Origin of the sequence: Nocardia gipuzkoensis (genome assembly GCF_021183645.1) — a bacterium.
In the GTDB taxonomy this organism is placed as follows: Bacteria; Actinomycetota; Actinomycetes; order Mycobacteriales; family Mycobacteriaceae; genus Nocardia; species Nocardia abscessus.
On sequence record NZ_CP089225.1, the window covers coordinates 2,869,769 to 2,884,423 of the forward strand.

Below are 14,655 nucleotides of genomic sequence, written 5' to 3' on the forward strand. Positions count from 1 at the left end.
ACGCGATTCGTCGGTCACCACTTGACACTCGATGATTAGAATGTCGCCTCGTGACACTTTGTGAGCATGCGTATGCAAGGTGCGGAATGGGAGGCACGGCATGGCTGACTCGGGCTCGCACGAGCAGGTCGGCAACCTGGTTCGCAGGCTACGCCTAGAACGCGGCTACACCCAGGCGGCGCTCGCCACCAGAGCCGGTTGCTCCCGCAGTCTCATTCAGCAGATCGAGAACGGCAGTCGCATACCGCCGCTGGCGCTGCGGGAACGACTGAGCCTGGCCCTCGGTGCGGAACTGCCGACCGACGGCAGCGCCGATCCCGCGACCGATCCGACCAGCAGCGCCTACTACGACCTGCGGATGCGATTCAACGTCCTGCTGGGCAAGAACCCGGAATTGGTCGAGCGCGCACTGGGTATCGCGCAGAGCCTGATCGACGCCTCCGGCGCGCGGGCGGAGATCGAGCCGCTGCGCCTGATCGCGGATCGGCAGTTGGAGCGGGCCGAGGAGATCCTCGCGCAGATTCCGTCGCGCAGCGCCACGGTATGGGAATGGAACACCGTCACCGACTGGCTGACGATCCTGGAGCAGGCGACCGCCTCGGTCCGCGCGATCCACACCGCGGACCTGGGCACGATCGGCGGTGACGTCGGCGACGACTATCACGCGGCGATCCTGCGCCTGGCGGACAAGTCCCATCCGCCGAAGATCGATGTGCGGCGCATGTATGTGCTGGACGACATCTCGGATGTCTGGCCCTATGACGACAAACTGTGGAAACAGGCTCGCTCGGGGGTGGAGAGCGTGCTGGTCAAGCGCGAGTACGCGCGCAACGCGCAGAGCATGCTCGTGGTCGACGATCGCTACGTCGCGGTGGGCGAGTACGACTACTCGCGCCAGGCCAGGGTCGCCACGCGCTTCTCGGTGCTGAAGCACGACGTGGCGTTCGCGGTCCGGCGGTTCGAGAAACTCTACGACCTCAGGCGCGCGGGGACGGCCATCGTGGTCGACCAGATCGTCACGCAACCGCCGCTGGCGGAGTTCGAACGACTCACCGAAGGCAACTGCCGCAGCCTGTTCCGCGCCGCACTGCAGGAGCGGTGGAACGCCATGCCCGCACCGGGGGACTCTTCAGAAGGCGAGGTGCCGTGACTCAGAGCCAGGTGCTCACCGATCCGCTCGCCGACCTGGCGACGCTGACCAAACGCTCGGAGGCCAGGAAAAGGGAAGTGCGCGGCCACCTTTCCCGGGACGCGTGGTTCGCGGGGACCGGCGGCCGCAGCTACACGGGCGTCATCGACGCCTACCACGGTGAAACCGGGCGGGCGCCGGACGCACACGCCGTCGCGGCGCTGGACCGAGCGTGGCGGGAGAGCCTGCACATCGCGCCCTCCGCCGAATTTGTCGACGGCCGGCTGTACGACAAGCGGCAGCCGCTGATCCTGCGCGAGCTGGCGGCCCGCAGGCTTTTCCAGCGCCTGTCGCATCCGGTGGAAGGGGTGCCCGGGGTCCGGGTGCGCGCGGAGGAGGTGATCGTCTGCCCGTATTCCAGCACCATGCTGCTCGAGGAGGCCGTCGCCACCCTGGCCAGGCCCGGTGGGGTCATCGTGTGCCCGGAGGGGTTCTACAAGAGCTCCAGCATCCACGTGGAGAAGTTCGGCTTGCGAATCGTGTCGTGCCCGGTGGCTGCGGACGACGCCTTCAAGATCGACCCGGCCCGCTTGGCCCGCTGCCTCGACGAGCTGCGTGCGACAGGCGAACTCTGCGGCGTGCTGCTCACGCTGCCGGGCAATCCGGTGGTCGCCGACTACACCGCTGCCGAGCTGGCGCAGATCGGGCGGGTTCTGCTCGACTGCGGCGTGCCCGTGATCTGCGATATGGCCTTCGACCGGCTGGTGGCCTCGCACATCCCGATCGCCGCGCTGCACGTGGAAACCGAGCAGGGCACCCGGCGGCTGTACGACGTGGTGCTGACGCTGACCGGAAACTCGAAGGGCTACAACGCCTTCGGTCCGTGCAAGATGGGCGCGGCGTGCACGGGGGACAGTGCGTGGCTGGAGCGGATCCGGGAACGGCTCACCATCTCGTTCCAGCGCGAGACCACGCACCTGGCGCGTGCGATCCTGGAGCACACCCCCGAGGACTATTTCGACCGCAACCACACGCTGATGCGCGCGCAGATCGATCGGGCCTGCGGCCATATCGCCGCGATCAACGCCCGGCTCGGGGCCGACGTGCTGCGACCGCTGGGCAGTCCGGAAGGGATGTTCGTCTCGGTCGTGTTCGATCGCGCGCTCCTCGACCGGGCGGGCGTGCACACCAGCGCGCAGGTGGAGGACATGGTGCTCGCCGTGGCAGGCGTCGACAGCGTCGCGCTGGACCGGACCGGCTCGCTGCGTCCGGGCATCCGGTTGAACATCCTCGCCCCGCGCAAAGCGCCGCGACATGAATCGCCCGCTCTGATCGAGGAACTGTTCGACCGGCTGGAGCAATTGATCCGCGACATCGCGGGCGGACTCACCTATCGGGATGCGCTCGCCACTCGGGGCCTGACCGCCCTAGCCGCTGATCCCGGGGTTGCGCGGTGATCGTCGGGGTGCTGCGTGAGACGGCTCCGCGGGAGGCCCGTGTGGCGCTCACGCCCGAGGGGGTGCGCACGCTTTCGACGGCCGGCCTGGAGATTGTCGTGGAGGAAGGCGCGGGGCAGGGCGCGGGTTTCGCCGACGCGGCCTACCGCGCGTCGGGGGCGGTCGTCGTCTCGCACCGCGCGACGGTCTTCGAGCGGGCGGGCATCGTGGTCTGGGTGAAACCGCCCGCGTTCGCATTGGATTCGATGCCGCTGCGCGCGGGGACCACGCTGGTCGGTTTCCAGGATCCGCACTATCGCCGCGACGAGATCGATCGGTTGCGCGGCCGCGGCATCGAGTCGGTCGCCTTCGAGTGGGTGCCGCGCGAGGCCGCGACCACCGAGTTCGACGCGCTGTCCACCATGAGCCGGATCGCGGGCGCGGTGGCCTACGCCGAAGGCAGGCGACTGCTGGCCGCGCCGCGGCTCACGCGCCCGGTGCGCGCTCTCGTGCTGGGGTGCGGGGTGGCCGGGCTCGCCGCGGTCGCGGCCGCGCGCACGTTCGCCGACGAGAAGCCGACGGCGGTCGGTAACCGCCTCGCGCAGCGGGCGGCCGCTTTCGAGGCGGGGGCAGGGCATTTCGTGCCGAGCCAGGACGACAACGCGGCGGTGCTGGAATCGCTCGCCACGACGCGGCCCGATCTCGTCGTCTGCACCGCCGTGCACCGCGGATCCCGGGCGCCGCGCCTGCTCGAACAGGAGGCGTTGGATCTGCTCGGCTCGGGGACCGTCGTCGTGGATCTGGTAGCGAAGGCGGGCGGCAATTGCGTCGCCACCGTTGCCGACAAGACGGTGACCCTGCCCAACGGTGTGGTGGTCACGCATCGCTCCAACTACCCGGCCAGCCGTCCCGCGGCGGCCAGTCACGCGTACGGCGCGGCGGCGGCCGCGATGGTGCTGCGAATCGCCCGGGCAACGACCGAAGTGCCTTGACGCCCGACGAGAACGTGTTCTAATTTTTGGCATGCGCAGATTTGACGGACGCCGCGTGCTGGTGACGGGAGCGGGCTCCGGCATCGGGCAGGGCATCGCCTTGCGGTTGCTGGACGAAGGGGCGCAGCTGGTCGCCGCCGATATCGACGCGGCGGGCCTGGCGGCCACCGCGGACAAGGCGGGCGACGGCGCCGAACGCCTGCGAACCGTCCAGGTCGACACGGCCGATCCGGCGTCCGTGCGCACGGCGACCGGACAGGCGCTCGAGTTCCTCGGTGGGCTGGACGTGCTGGTCAACGCGGCGGGCATCCTACGGCCCGCGCGCACCCACGAGATGCCGCTCGAGGTGTGGGACCGGGTGATCCGGGTGAATCTCACCGGCACCTTCCTGATGACCCAGGCCGCGCTGCCCGCTCTGCTGGACACCGGACGCGGCGTGGTGGTCAACATCTCCTCGACGGCGGCCTTCAGCGCGGCGCCCTACCTCGCCTCCTACGCCGCGTCCAAGGGCGGCGTGAACGCCTTCACCCACGCCATCGCCCTGGAGTACGCCAAGCAGGGATTGCGCGCGGTGAACATCGTTCCGGCGGGCATCACCAGCGGTATCACGACGAAGTCCATCCTGGACCAGCCCGAGGGGTTCGATCCGCAGCTGTTCTCCCGGATGACCGGATGGCTCAATGGTGGCGCGCTGGGCAGTCCGGAGGACATCGCCGGAGTGGTGGCCATGGTCGCCTCCGACGACGGGCGGTACATGACCGGCACCGAGATCCGGGTGGACGGCGGCGCGCTGATGTAGTCAGCGCGGGGTCGCGACCAGCAGGTGATGCGGGATCGGCTTATTCGCCAGCGGCCGGTGCTCGACATCGCAGCCCGCCTGTTCCAGCGCCGCGATCACCTCCGGCACCGGACGCAGCGTGAAGCCGTAGGACGTGAACGGCAGTTTCGCCATCGCGTCCGGATCGCCGATGCCGATCACCAGCCGGCCGCCCGGCCGGACCACCCGGGACAGCTCGGCGCAGGCCGCGGTCAGATCCGGCACGAAATAGACGGTGTTCACCGTGATCGCGGCGTCGAGGCTGTCGTCCGCCAGCGGCAGCGCGGTGAGCGAACCCTCGGCCAGGCGCAGGCGACCGGAATCGAGGTCGCTCGCATGGACCGAGCGTGCCCGGGCCAGCATGTCGGCCGAGATCTCCACACCGTGCACCACGCCGTCCGCGCCGACCCGATCGAGCAGCAGCGAAAGGCCCGCGCCGCCGCCGAATCCGACGTCGGCGGCGGTGGCGCCCGGTACGACGCCCGTGGCCGAGACCGCCCCGGCGATGGCGACCTTGTTGCCGCGATTGAGCAGGAAGGCGACACCTTTGCCGAGCACGCCGTGCGGATTGCCGAGCTGACCGGCGAGGGTGGACAGCAGGCGGGCGCGAACGGAGTTCATGGGCGTCATCGTATCGGCACCGCCGTACCGGACGAGGCGGTGAATGTCCGAATACTGTTCCCCTGGTATCCGTTCGGATACCGCGCTGCCTAGCGAAGGACGACCGCGATGCGCCGACCGATGATCGTTTTCGCCGCCTGCGCGCTGGCTCTGCTGTCCGGTCGGCCCGCATCGGCTGCCGAGCCGTGGGGGCCGCTCGCGTCGCCGAATCCTTTCCTCGGGCCGCCCGGCACCGCGACCATGCACGGCGACGCTGGGTCCTCGGACGTGACCGCGCTCGCCGGGCCCGGCGTCCGTGCCGCGCCGGTCGCGGCGTATCCGCTGGCCTCCGCGTGCCCCACGCTGCTGGAAGGATCGGACCGTCTCGTGGTGGCCCTGTGCACCGCGATCGCGGGACAGACCCCGACGGTGCAGCTGCTCGATCCCGCGGCTCCAGGACCGCTGGCGGGCTCGCTCGCGGCGCTGCCGTTGACCAAAGGCAGTTTGCTCGGCGGCGTCTATGCCTACCTAGACCAGGACGACCGCTTGGTGGTCGTGGACGGCACCGACCGGCTCCTCCGGATACGCCACGAGCGGGACGCGGCGGGGGCCTGGCGGCTGATCAGTGAGAACGCCGCCGATCTCGGCGCGGTGCTCCCGCCCGGGGACGATGTGACCGGTCTCGTGCCGGATTGGTCGGGCAATGTGTGGTTCGCGACCGGCCAGGGCGTGGTGGGATTCACCACCGCCGCCGGTCAGGTGTCGACGCTGGCGCTGCCCGCGGGAGAACGCGTGGCCAACAGCATCTCGGCGGCGCCGAGCGGGCACGTCGCGGTGGCGACGACGCACGCGCTGTACGAACTGCGCGTCGCCGCGTCCGGGGTCGCGGAGATCGTATGGCGCGCGGCCTACGACCGGGGATCGGCGCGCAAGCCGGGGCAGCTCAGCTGGGGCACCGGCTCCACACCCACCTACTTCGGGCCCGCGACCGGCGCGGACTATCTGACCATCGTCGACAACGCCGACGGACAGGTGCACGCGCTGGTATTCCGTTCGGGGACCGGCCAATTGATTTGTGCGGCGCCGGTGCTCGGCGAAGGCGGCCCCGGCAGCGAGAACTCGCCGATCGGGATCGGCCGCTCGGTCTTCGTGGCCGGCACGTACGGATACCCGTACCCGGCGATCCCAGAGGGCGCGGGACCGGCGGTGCCGGCGAGCGCGCCGTTCACGGGCGGGATGACGCGCGTCGATGTGACCGGCGACGGATGCCGCGTGGTGTGGGAGAACACGATTCGCAGTGCGGCCGTACCGCGCCTGTCCACCGTGGACGGGCGGCTGTACACGGTCACCCGCGTCGGCGCCGACCACACCACGCCCCTCGACGGGTACGCGTTCACCGTCCTCGACCCGGAGACCGGAGCGGTCACCGCCTCGCACCCCCTTCCCGGCACCATCATCGACGATCCGCTCCAGACCGCGCCGCTGATCAGCCAGGACGGTCACCTGCTGCAAGGAACGATCACCGGAATCTTGCGCGTGGGCTGACCCGCGATCTGCCGTCAGCCACGTCCGCGGATCGCCGTTGTGGTTGTGCCGCGGCAGCATCGCGGGCCGCCCGACGGTGGTCGCGGCCGGTCAGCGGACTGTGATGTGCGTCTCTCGAACTCGGATGTCGCGGTGTCGATTTCGCGAGGTTCCGGCCTGCGCGGAGGGTAGTGAGGCGAAGATCACATACCGCGTTACGGTTGCGGCCGAGGTGCTGAATCGATCGGGCGAACCGGTCGTCTCGCCCCCTTTTTCCCGCCCGGTTAATCCGGAGCCTGTCGGGGAACTGGCCGGTCTTCCTCGCGTGCCACTATGTCCTTACCCGGTTTATTACCGCGTAAACAAACTTGTGGTCTCTTTCTTTCGCGGGAGTGTCAGCAACTGACATTTAGTGCAAATGAACGTGCAGGTGGGAGGCTATGTCGGCAACCATGGAGAGGTCTATCTTCTGGCCCGGCTAACGCCGCGGAGAAGTTCCCGAGCTATTGCGAAGCCGATTCCGGGTGCGTGTTTCGCCGCGCTCGCCGACATGGTGCCGGGTCGTCGAAACGGCGAGCGCGCGGGTCGCATACGGTTAGCTGGCACGGGGTCGAAGAGGGGGCCCGCAAGGGTTTGCTGGAGCGCTGCTTTATACGCTTGACCTCGGCGGGGAGGGTTGCGTAGGGATAACGATTGTGTAGAGTTGACGGTAACGCTGGCCGCAGCTCGAGCCGGACTCGCTGCGGCCAGCGGAACTCAAATGGGGGAGTGCCGAAGCGATCTGGAAGCCACGTAGCTGCCGATTGTCCCGACTGTGTCGCTCAGGGTGTGCTGAATGTTGGCTGCGTCACAGTGGAGAGCACATCGCCCCTCGTCACGCCGGCCGGGTTCGCCTGCGTCGTCACCGCACGCCGCCCCACACCGAACACGTACACCAGGAACAACGCCTCGGCGGTGAACCCGATCGCGATGCGTATCGGTGCGGGCAGCGGACTCGGCGTCACGAACCCCTCGATGAAGCCACACACCAGCAACACTCCGACCAGGCCGAGCGCCACGGTCGCGGTCGCCCTGCCCTGCCTGGCCACCGCCTCCACCCGGCTGAGCCGGCCGGGATCGATCAGTGTCCAGCCGAGTTTCAGGCCCGCGCCGCCCGCCACGAACACCGCGGTCAGCTCCAGCGTGCCGTGCGGAAGGATGAAGCCGAAGAACGAATCCAGCCGCCCCGCGTCGGCCATCAGCCCCGCGCTGACGCCCAGATTGAGCGCGTTCATGAACAGCAGGTAGACCGCGGGCAGGATCAGCACCCCGGTGAACAAGGCGATCGCCGCCACCCACGCGTTGTTCGTCCACACCTGGGCGGCGAAAGCCCCCTGCGGATGCTCCGAGTAGTACGTTTCGAACGCGCCGCCCGGCGCGGTGAGACTCCGTGTGTCGCTCGGAATCCCGAGCACTTCGCGAGCCGAATCGAACCGGTCCACCCAGACGGCCAAGCCGGCCGAGACGAACAGGAACACCGTCGCCACGCCGACCCACCACGGCGACGAGCGATAGAGCGCCGCCGGGAAGCGGTGGCTGAAGAACCGGCCGATCTCCTGCCAGGTGTCGGCTCGCGTCCCGAGCACCCGGCCCCGCGCACGCGCCAGCAGCGCGCTGAGTCCGGCGATCAGCTCCGGGTCCGGGCTGTGCGACTGCAGCCGCGCCAGCTGCTGGGAGGTGCGGCGGTAGAGCATGACGAGTTCGTCCGCCTCCGCCCCGGTCAGCTTGCTCCGTTTGGACAAGTAGTCGAGCCGGTCCCACGCCCTGCGGTGCGCCAGGCTGTATGCGTCCACGTCCATTCGGTTGCCTCCCACTCCCGCCGGTCGCAAGAATGCTATCGACATGGCTGAGTTCACCACCGGCGAAGCAGTAGCCCTCGAGCTGCCGATCGCCCGGATCCCCACGAGGGCCAGCGCGTTCCTGATCGACGTGCTGGCCCAGTGCACGCTCGCGTTCGTGCTGCTGTTCGCGACCGTCACGCTGCTGTTGCCCGCGGGCGTCGACTCGGCCTGGCTGGACGTGGTGATGCTGGTCACCATCGTGACCGTGCTGGTCGGCTATCCGGTGACCTGTGAGACCGCTTGGCGGGGACGCACACTGGGCAAACTGATGCTCGGGCTGCGCGTGGTGCGCGAGGACGGCGGGCCGATCGACTTCCGGCACGCGCTCACCCGCGGCCTGGCGGGCGCGATCGTCGATTTCTGGATGCTCGGCGGGTTCGGCGCCATCGCGGTGCTCACCTCGATGTGCTCGCCGCATGCGCGCCGGATCGGTGACGTGCTCGCCGGCACCGTGGTGGTGCACGCGCAACGACCGCTGCCGCCGCCCGCGCTGGCGATCGCGCCGCCGTGGCTGACCGGGTGGAGCGCCCAGCTGGATCTGGCCGGGCTACCGGAGGATCTGGCGTTGGCGGTGCGGCAGTACCTGACGCGCTTCCGCACGCTGACGCCCGCGGCGCGACATCATCTGGGCACGGCGCTGGTGTCCGAGGTGTGCGGGCGGCTGCGTGTCGCGCCGCCCACCGGTTGTCCCCCGCTGCAGATCCTCGGCGCGGTCATCGCCGAACGACAGCGCCGGGTGCTGCCGCCGCCGGTGTTCCCGGTGTTCCCGCCGCGGCTGCCGCTGCCGCGCGCCGGTCAGCCGTACGCCGCGACGTAGTCGTCGACCTCGCGGACGAAGGCGTCCTGGCGAGCGGGCGTGATCCAGGAGGCGCGGAACGAGTTCCTGGCCAACTCGGCCAGCCGATCGATCCCGAGACCGGCCTGCTCGGCTAGTGCGAGGTAGTTGTCGGCCACGTACGCGCCGAAGTACGCGGGGTCGTCGCTGTTGACCGTCACGGTCAGGCCGCGATCGAGCAGACCGGCGATCTCCGCCGACTTCATCTGCGCGGTGACGAACGAGTTCGACACCGGACAGCAGGTGAGCGCGATTCCCCCGGACTTCGCCAGTTCCACCAGGCGGTCGTCCGCCACGATGTTCGTGCCGTGATCGAGGCGGTCGACGGCGATGTCCTCCAGCGCCTGGCGGATGTGCTCGACGGAATCCGGCTGGTCGATGTCGCAGTGCATGGTCAAGAGGAACCCTTCGGCACGGGCGCGCTCGAAGACGGCGGCGAACTTGCTCGGCGGGTTGCCGCGCTCGTCGGAGTCGAGCCCCACGCCGACGATCCAGCTCTTGTAGGGCAGCGCTTCCAGCAGCGTCGCCATGGCGTACTCCGCCGAGTGGTCGCGCAGGAAGCACAGGATGAGCTCGGCCGAGATCCCCAGCTCACGCCGCGCCCGTGCGATCGCCGACCGGTATCCGCTGATCACCGTGGGAAACGGAACCCCGCGCCCGGTGTGCGCCTGCGGATCGAAGAACAATTCGGCATGACGCACGCCTTGCCCGTGTGCCCGGCGCAGATAGTCGAACGCGAGATCGTGGAAATCCTCAGGGCGCTGCAATACGCGCATCGCGGGGTAGTAGACCTGGAGGAACGACGTCAGGTCGTGGAATCGATAGGTCTGCTCGACCTCCTCCACGCTTTTCTCCGGCAGGTCGATACCGTTGCGCCGGGCGAGGCGGAACTTCAGCTCCGGCTCCAGCGTCCCTTCCAGATGCAGGTGCAGCTCCGCTTTGGGCAATCCGCGGACGAAGGCGGCGAGATCCGAGGCCATAGGGACATGATCCTCCTCAGAGGGCGCCGGACTGCTTCAGTTCCAGGTATTCGTCCGCCAGGGCTTCCGGCAATCGTGCCGGGGACGCCGCCACCACCGCGATCCCGGTGCGGCGCAGTGATTCCCGCACCAGCGCCCGTTCGGCCAGCACGGATTCGGCCGCGGCCGCCGCGTAGAGGTCGGGCAGGGTGTCGCGCCGAACGGCGGCCGCGGCGACATCGGGGTCGGTCACCGAGACGATGAGCACCCGGTGCCGCTGCGCGAGAACCGGCAGCACGGGCAACAGGTTCTCCTCGACCGCCGCGCCGTCGAGGCTGGTGAACCAGACCACCAAGCTGCGCCGGCGGGTGCGCTGGATGGCCGCCCGCACCAGTCCGGAGCTGTCGGTGTCGACCAGGGCCGCGGTGATCCCCGCCATCGCGTGCATCAGCTTCAGCTGCAACCCTTTTCCACCGGCGCCACGGACCTCGGCGCGCGGCCGGCGGTCGAAGGCGAGCAGGTCGACCGAGTCCCCGGCCGCCGCCGCCAGACCGCCCAGCAGCAGGGCCGCCTCGATGCTCGCGTCCAAGCGCGTGCCGTCACCGACCCGGCCCGCGCTGACCCGCCCGGTGTCCAGGAGCATCAGCATGTGCCGGTTGCGCTCCGGACGCCAGGTGCGGACCAGGACGTCGGTGGCGCGGGCCGTGGCGCGCCAGTCGATGGCGCGCACGTCGTCCCCGGCGACGTACTCGCGGAACGAGTCGAATTCGGTGCCCTGCCCGCGCAGGTTGGCCACATTGCGGCCGTCGAGATGTTGCAACCGCTTGACTTTCGACCGCAGCAGCCGCTCGGCGCGGAACGCGGGCAGCGCGCGGATCCGGGCGGGCACGCTGCGCCTGGTCTGCCTGCCCGCCAGTCCCAGTGGGCCGAGCAGCCGCACCGTGACCTGGCCCGCGACCCGATCGCCCCGGTAGGTGGGCGTGAGCGTGGTGCGCAGCCGGACCTTGGTGCCAGGGGCGAGATCCAGCCGGTGCGCGCGGTGTTCGGCGCGTGCGCTGTCGGGCCAGTCGTCCCACACCGTGCCGCGCAGCACGCGGGTTCCGGTGTTGACCGCCACGAGCTCCACCTCGGCGGAGCGCCCGAGCCGCACCGTGGTCATGGCCGCGCGCGACAGTGTCAGGTCGCGCGCCCGCCCGGCCGCAGCGAGGTCGATGAGCAGCCCGGCCGCCAGGACAGAGGTCAGCGCCACCACGCCGAGCAGGGACGGCAGGACCAGGGTGACGAACAGGGCCGCCACGCCTGCCGCGGCGGCCAGCCGACCGGTGACGACCATCGCTACACCGGGACCGGAACCGACAGCAGCAGCGACGACAGCACGCCCTCGGTGGTCACGCCGTCGAGTTCGGCCTCCGGACGCAGGTGCAGACGGTGCCGCAGCACGGCGACCGCGACGGCTTTCACATCGTCCGGCGTGACGAATCCGCGACCGTTGAGCCAGGCGAACGCGCGCGAGGCCGCCATCAGCGCGGTCGCGCCGCGGGTCGAGGCGCCGTGCTGCACGGCGGGCGAGGTGCGGGTGGCCCGGCAGACGTCGACGGTGTAGGCGAGTACCTCCGGGCTGATCGTCGTCTGCGCGATCGCCGCGCGGGCGGCGGTGATGTGCTCGGGGCCCGCCACGGGACGCAAGCCCGCGGCGGTCAGATCGCGGGGATCGAAGCCGGCGGCGTGGCGTTGCAGAATGCGGAACTCGTCGTCGCGGCCGGGCAGGTGGATGTCCACCTTGAACAGGAACCGGTCCAATTGCGCCTCCGGCAGCGGATAGGTGCCCTCCTGCTCGATCGGATTCTGGGTGGCGACCACGACGAACGGATCGGGCAGCGGCTGCGGCTTCCCGTCCACCGAGACCTGCCGTTCCTCCATCGATTCCAGCAGCGACGACTGGGTTTTCGGCGGCGTGCGGTTGATCTCGTCGGCGAGCAGCAGGTTGGTGAACACCGGACCGTGCCGGAAGGTGAACTCCGCGGAGTGCGGATCGTAGATCTGCGACCCGGTGACGTCACCGGGCATCAGGTCCGGGGTGAACTGCACTCGGGCGTGCTCCAGATCCAGCGCCGTGGCCAGCGCCCGCACCAGCAGCGTCTTCGCCACCCCCGGCACGCCTTCGAGCAGCACATGCCCCCGGCACAGCAGGGCGAGCACCAGGTACATGACCGCGGAGTCGTTGCCGACCACCGCTTTGCCGATCTCGGCGCGCAGAGCGTGGAACGCGGCGGCCGCTTGCTCCGCCGTCGGGGTGGTCTCGGTGCTGGTCATCGCATCTCCTGTGGTTCGCGGGAGTTCCCGCCTGCCGTTGGCCGGACAAGGGTGGGGCGAGGGCGTCTCATCCGACCTCCGATTCGATCCATTCGAGCTGCGCCGCGACTACCTGGAGCGCCCCGGTATCGGGGACGGGGCCGAACAAGGCCGCGCCGATCAGCGCGGGATCGGTTCCCAGGCGCGCGGCGAGTTCGGCGACGATACGGTCCGGCGGAGTGCCGGCCGTGATGCCGAGCGGAGTGCGGACGCGGCGCAGCGTGGCCGCGCGCAGCTTGCCGGCGACGTGGTCGTGGTCCTTCGAGCGGCGGTACAGGGCGGCCTGTCCGGCGAGCAGTTCGTTCGCCGCCACCTCGACCGGACGCGGCTCGCGCACCAGGGCGCCACGCCTGCGGGCACGCCACCACACCACCAGCGCGGCGGCGATCAGGAACTGCACGCCGCCGTAGAAGACCGGCGCGGGAAGCCGGTCCCAGATCGGGTCGTCGCCCGGCCCGAAGCCCGGAGCGTCCGGCGGAGGAACATCGGGCAGCTCTGGTGGCGGCTGCGTAGGCGGAGGGGTGGGCGCGGTCGGCGCGCCGCAGGATTGCAGGGAGCCGTAGACCACCAGCAGCAACGCGGCCGCCCCGGCGAGCACCGCCCAGAACTTGGGGTCGCGCAGCAGCTTCGGCAGCGGCGGCAGCGTGCGCCTGGTGCGCGGCGCCTTCTCCACCGCCTCGACTTCGGTGGGTTCCGGCGCGGGCGGCGGCGCGGAGGCGGAGAACCGGTCGGCGTATTCCAGCCTGCGGTATTCGTCCTCGGTGGCGCGGCGGCCGCCGTAGACCACCTCGTCGAAACTGTGTGCGGCGGGTTGGATCTCGGTGGCGACCTCGAGCGGCAACGCGGTCGTGACGTCGTCGGCGGTTTCCCGCGCGGTGCGTGATCGCCGGACCTCGAGCACGCCACCCTGTTCCAGGCCGCGCAGCACGGCGCGGAAACGTTCGCGCAGGGCACGGTCGAAATCCCGGTGCCGCGCGGCCGCTTCGGCGGCGGCGCGGTGGTGGGCGGCGGCGCCGAGCCGTGGTGTGCCTGGCGCCGGATCGTGCGTCGTGGCGGGGTCCTTGTTCAGCGTGACCTCGTGCGACGGTCGGGGATCGCTCATCGCGTCTCCTGCCGGGGGACGCGAATGTCCAACCCTTCCCTGCGGCAACGGCGGTCGACATAGCAGACCACGCGCGAAGAAGCTTCGACCACCTCGCCGAATGCCGCGAGCAGCAGCACCGCCGAGGTGGTCAGCACGATCACCGGCCACTTGTGGGTGCCGGAGAAGTCCGAGACGAACAGCGGAACGGCCAGCAGCGGGACCGCGAGCAAGCCGAACAGGGCGCGCTGGGCGATCCACAGCCCGGTGGTCGGCCACTCCGCGCCCTCGGTGAGCAGTTTCGCGCGGGCGATGCCGTCGCGGTGCGAGGTGCGCTCGACGAACAGCACGGGCACCGCGACCCAGCGGCGGGCGCGCAGCCGGCCCAGCCAGATCACCGCGAGCGGTAGCGTCACGATCGGCAGGCCGCTCACCGCGAGCACGCCCCCGCCCGCCAGCGTGAACAACAGCTGGAACACCAGCAGCGGGCCGAATGCGGCGCCGAACCGGCGCAGCGCCGTCGTCAGGCCGATCGGTGCGCCGCCGACGGTCGCGACGCCCAGCGCCACGGTCGTGCCGCGTAGCGCGAACCGCAGCAGCCACGCACAGCCCGCGGTGGACAGGATCGCCGCCCAGGCGGTGCCCGGGTCGGAGCCGTCGGTCAACTCCGAGACGCCCGCGGTCACCGCGATCACCACCGTCTCGGCGATGAGCAAACCCGTCGCGCTCACCGCGGCCAAGGCGCGGATGTTCGCCTGGATCAGCGCGAACGGCACATCGAGCAGTTCACGGAAACTCAGCGGTCGGATCGGCACCGTCGTTCCAGGAGACCCCGGTACCGGATCTGTTCCCGCCCCGACGGCGCCGGCCGGTTCGGCGGCTGGCAGCACGGGCCGAGTCTAACCGTCAGCCCCGCAGCAGGCGGTCCACCACAGGGCGGTAACGGGCACCACGAGTTCATCAGCCCGGCCATCGCCTGCTGCACCTCGCCGGGCGCCGGGGTGGCGTCGATGGTGCGCATGGCCGCGCGTAACCAGGCGGGACGGCCCG

Annotated in this window: 13 protein-coding genes; 6 read left to right on the top strand and 7 right to left on the bottom strand. The window is 70.3% G+C overall.

Going from position 1 to position 14,655, the window contains the following annotated elements; translation table 11 throughout:
* Window positions 1-100 precede the first annotated feature (100 nt).
* The 4 genes from LTT66_RS13015 to LTT66_RS13030 are packed head-to-tail and all read left to right on the top strand — an operon-like array spanning window position 101 to window position 4,356.
* Window positions 101-1,150, top strand: a complete 1,050-nt coding sequence (locus tag LTT66_RS13015) for a helix-turn-helix transcriptional regulator (RefSeq protein ID WP_233067190.1) — start codon at window positions 101-103, stop codon at window positions 1,148-1,150.
* The gene (locus LTT66_RS13020; RefSeq protein ID WP_233067192.1) at window positions 1,147-2,586 is read left to right on the top strand and encodes a pyridoxal phosphate-dependent aminotransferase; all 1,440 of its coding nucleotides are present in this window, start codon (window positions 1,147-1,149) and stop codon (window positions 2,584-2,586) included. The genes LTT66_RS13015 and LTT66_RS13020 overlap by 4 nt, the downstream gene beginning before the upstream one ends.
* Entirely contained in the window at window positions 2,583-3,557 is a 975-nt protein-coding gene (locus LTT66_RS13025; protein ID WP_233067195.1) for a Rossmann-fold NAD(P)-binding domain-containing protein, read from the top strand. The genes LTT66_RS13020 and LTT66_RS13025 overlap by 4 nt, the downstream gene beginning before the upstream one ends.
* A 31-nt stretch (window positions 3,558-3,588) precedes the next feature.
* Window positions 3,589-4,356, top strand: coding sequence for an SDR family NAD(P)-dependent oxidoreductase (locus LTT66_RS13030; RefSeq protein WP_233067198.1), 768 nt, complete (start codon window positions 3,589-3,591; stop codon window positions 4,354-4,356).
* On the opposite strand, the gene LTT66_RS13035 is transcribed toward LTT66_RS13030, so the two are convergent.
* Entirely contained in the window at window positions 4,357-4,995 is a 639-nt protein-coding gene (locus LTT66_RS13035; RefSeq protein WP_233067201.1) for a class I SAM-dependent methyltransferase, read from the bottom strand.
* A 108-nt stretch (window positions 4,996-5,103) separates the two neighbouring features.
* On the opposite strand from LTT66_RS13035, the gene LTT66_RS13040 reads away from it, so the two are divergent.
* Entirely contained in the window at window positions 5,104-6,519 is a 1,416-nt protein-coding gene (locus tag LTT66_RS13040; protein WP_233067203.1) for an NHL repeat-containing protein, read from the top strand.
* 800 nt (window positions 6,520-7,319) lie between these two features.
* Here LTT66_RS13040 and LTT66_RS13045 read toward each other — a convergent pair.
* Window positions 7,320-8,336, bottom strand: coding sequence for a stage II sporulation protein M (locus tag LTT66_RS13045; RefSeq protein WP_233067205.1), 1,017 nt, complete (start codon window positions 8,334-8,336; stop codon window positions 7,320-7,322).
* Between the two features lie 43 nt (window positions 8,337-8,379).
* On the opposite strand from LTT66_RS13045, the gene LTT66_RS13050 reads away from it, so the two are divergent.
* Complete coding sequence (locus LTT66_RS13050) at window positions 8,380-9,195, top strand: RDD family protein (protein WP_233067207.1); 816 nt, start codon at window positions 8,380-8,382, stop codon at window positions 9,193-9,195.
* Here LTT66_RS13050 and add read toward each other — a convergent pair.
* The 5 genes from add to LTT66_RS13075 form a co-directional block, all read right to left on the bottom strand.
* The gene (gene add, locus LTT66_RS13055; protein WP_233067209.1) at window positions 9,174-10,193 is read right to left on the bottom strand and encodes an adenosine deaminase; all 1,020 of its coding nucleotides are present in this window, start codon (window positions 10,191-10,193) and stop codon (window positions 9,174-9,176) included. The two genes, LTT66_RS13050 and add, sit on opposite strands and share 22 nt — an antisense overlap.
* 16 nt (window positions 10,194-10,209) lie before the next feature.
* On the bottom strand, window positions 10,210-11,505 hold the full coding sequence (locus tag LTT66_RS13060) for a DUF58 domain-containing protein (RefSeq protein ID WP_233067212.1): 1,296 nt from the start codon (window positions 11,503-11,505) through the stop codon (window positions 10,210-10,212).
* 2 nt (window positions 11,506-11,507) lie between these two features.
* Window positions 11,508-12,485: an AAA family ATPase gene (locus tag LTT66_RS13065; RefSeq protein WP_233067214.1), complete on the bottom strand. Its 978-nt coding sequence runs from the start codon at window positions 12,483-12,485 to the stop codon at window positions 11,508-11,510.
* A gap of 67 nt (window positions 12,486-12,552) precedes the next feature.
* Window positions 12,553-13,626: a DUF4129 domain-containing protein gene (locus tag LTT66_RS13070; protein ID WP_233067216.1), complete on the bottom strand. Its 1,074-nt coding sequence runs from the start codon at window positions 13,624-13,626 to the stop codon at window positions 12,553-12,555.
* Window positions 13,623-14,420: a hypothetical protein gene (locus tag LTT66_RS13075; RefSeq protein WP_233067218.1), complete on the bottom strand. Its 798-nt coding sequence runs from the start codon at window positions 14,418-14,420 to the stop codon at window positions 13,623-13,625. The genes LTT66_RS13070 and LTT66_RS13075 overlap by 4 nt, the downstream gene beginning before the upstream one ends.
* Window positions 14,421-14,655: the final 235 nt, after the last annotated feature.

Excerpts from the sequence above, each read along its gene's own strand:
- LTT66_RS13015 (WP_233067190.1), top strand. The coding sequence starts at position 101 with ATGGCTGACTCGGGCTCGCACGAGCAGGTCGGCAACCTGGTTCGCAGG.
- LTT66_RS13030 (WP_233067198.1), top strand. The coding sequence starts at position 3,589 with ATGCGCAGATTTGACGGACGCCGCGTGCTGGTGACGGGAGCGGGCTCC.
- LTT66_RS13035 (WP_233067201.1), bottom strand. The coding sequence starts at position 4,995 with ATGAACTCCGTTCGCGCCCGCCTGCTGTCCACCCTCGCCGGTCAGCTC.
- LTT66_RS13040 (WP_233067203.1), top strand. The coding sequence starts at position 5,104 with ATGCGCCGACCGATGATCGTTTTCGCCGCCTGCGCGCTGGCTCTGCTG.
- LTT66_RS13045 (WP_233067205.1), bottom strand. The coding sequence starts at position 8,336 with ATGGACGTGGACGCATACAGCCTGGCGCACCGCAGGGCGTGGGACCGG.
- LTT66_RS13050 (WP_233067207.1), top strand. The coding sequence starts at position 8,380 with ATGGCTGAGTTCACCACCGGCGAAGCAGTAGCCCTCGAGCTGCCGATC.
- add (WP_233067209.1), bottom strand. The coding sequence starts at position 10,193 with ATGGCCTCGGATCTCGCCGCCTTCGTCCGCGGATTGCCCAAAGCGGAG.
- LTT66_RS13060 (WP_233067212.1), bottom strand. The coding sequence starts at position 11,505 with ATGGTCGTCACCGGTCGGCTGGCCGCCGCGGCAGGCGTGGCGGCCCTG.
- LTT66_RS13065 (WP_233067214.1), bottom strand. The coding sequence starts at position 12,485 with ATGACCAGCACCGAGACCACCCCGACGGCGGAGCAAGCGGCCGCCGCG.
- LTT66_RS13070 (WP_233067216.1), bottom strand. The coding sequence starts at position 13,626 with ATGAGCGATCCCCGACCGTCGCACGAGGTCACGCTGAACAAGGACCCC.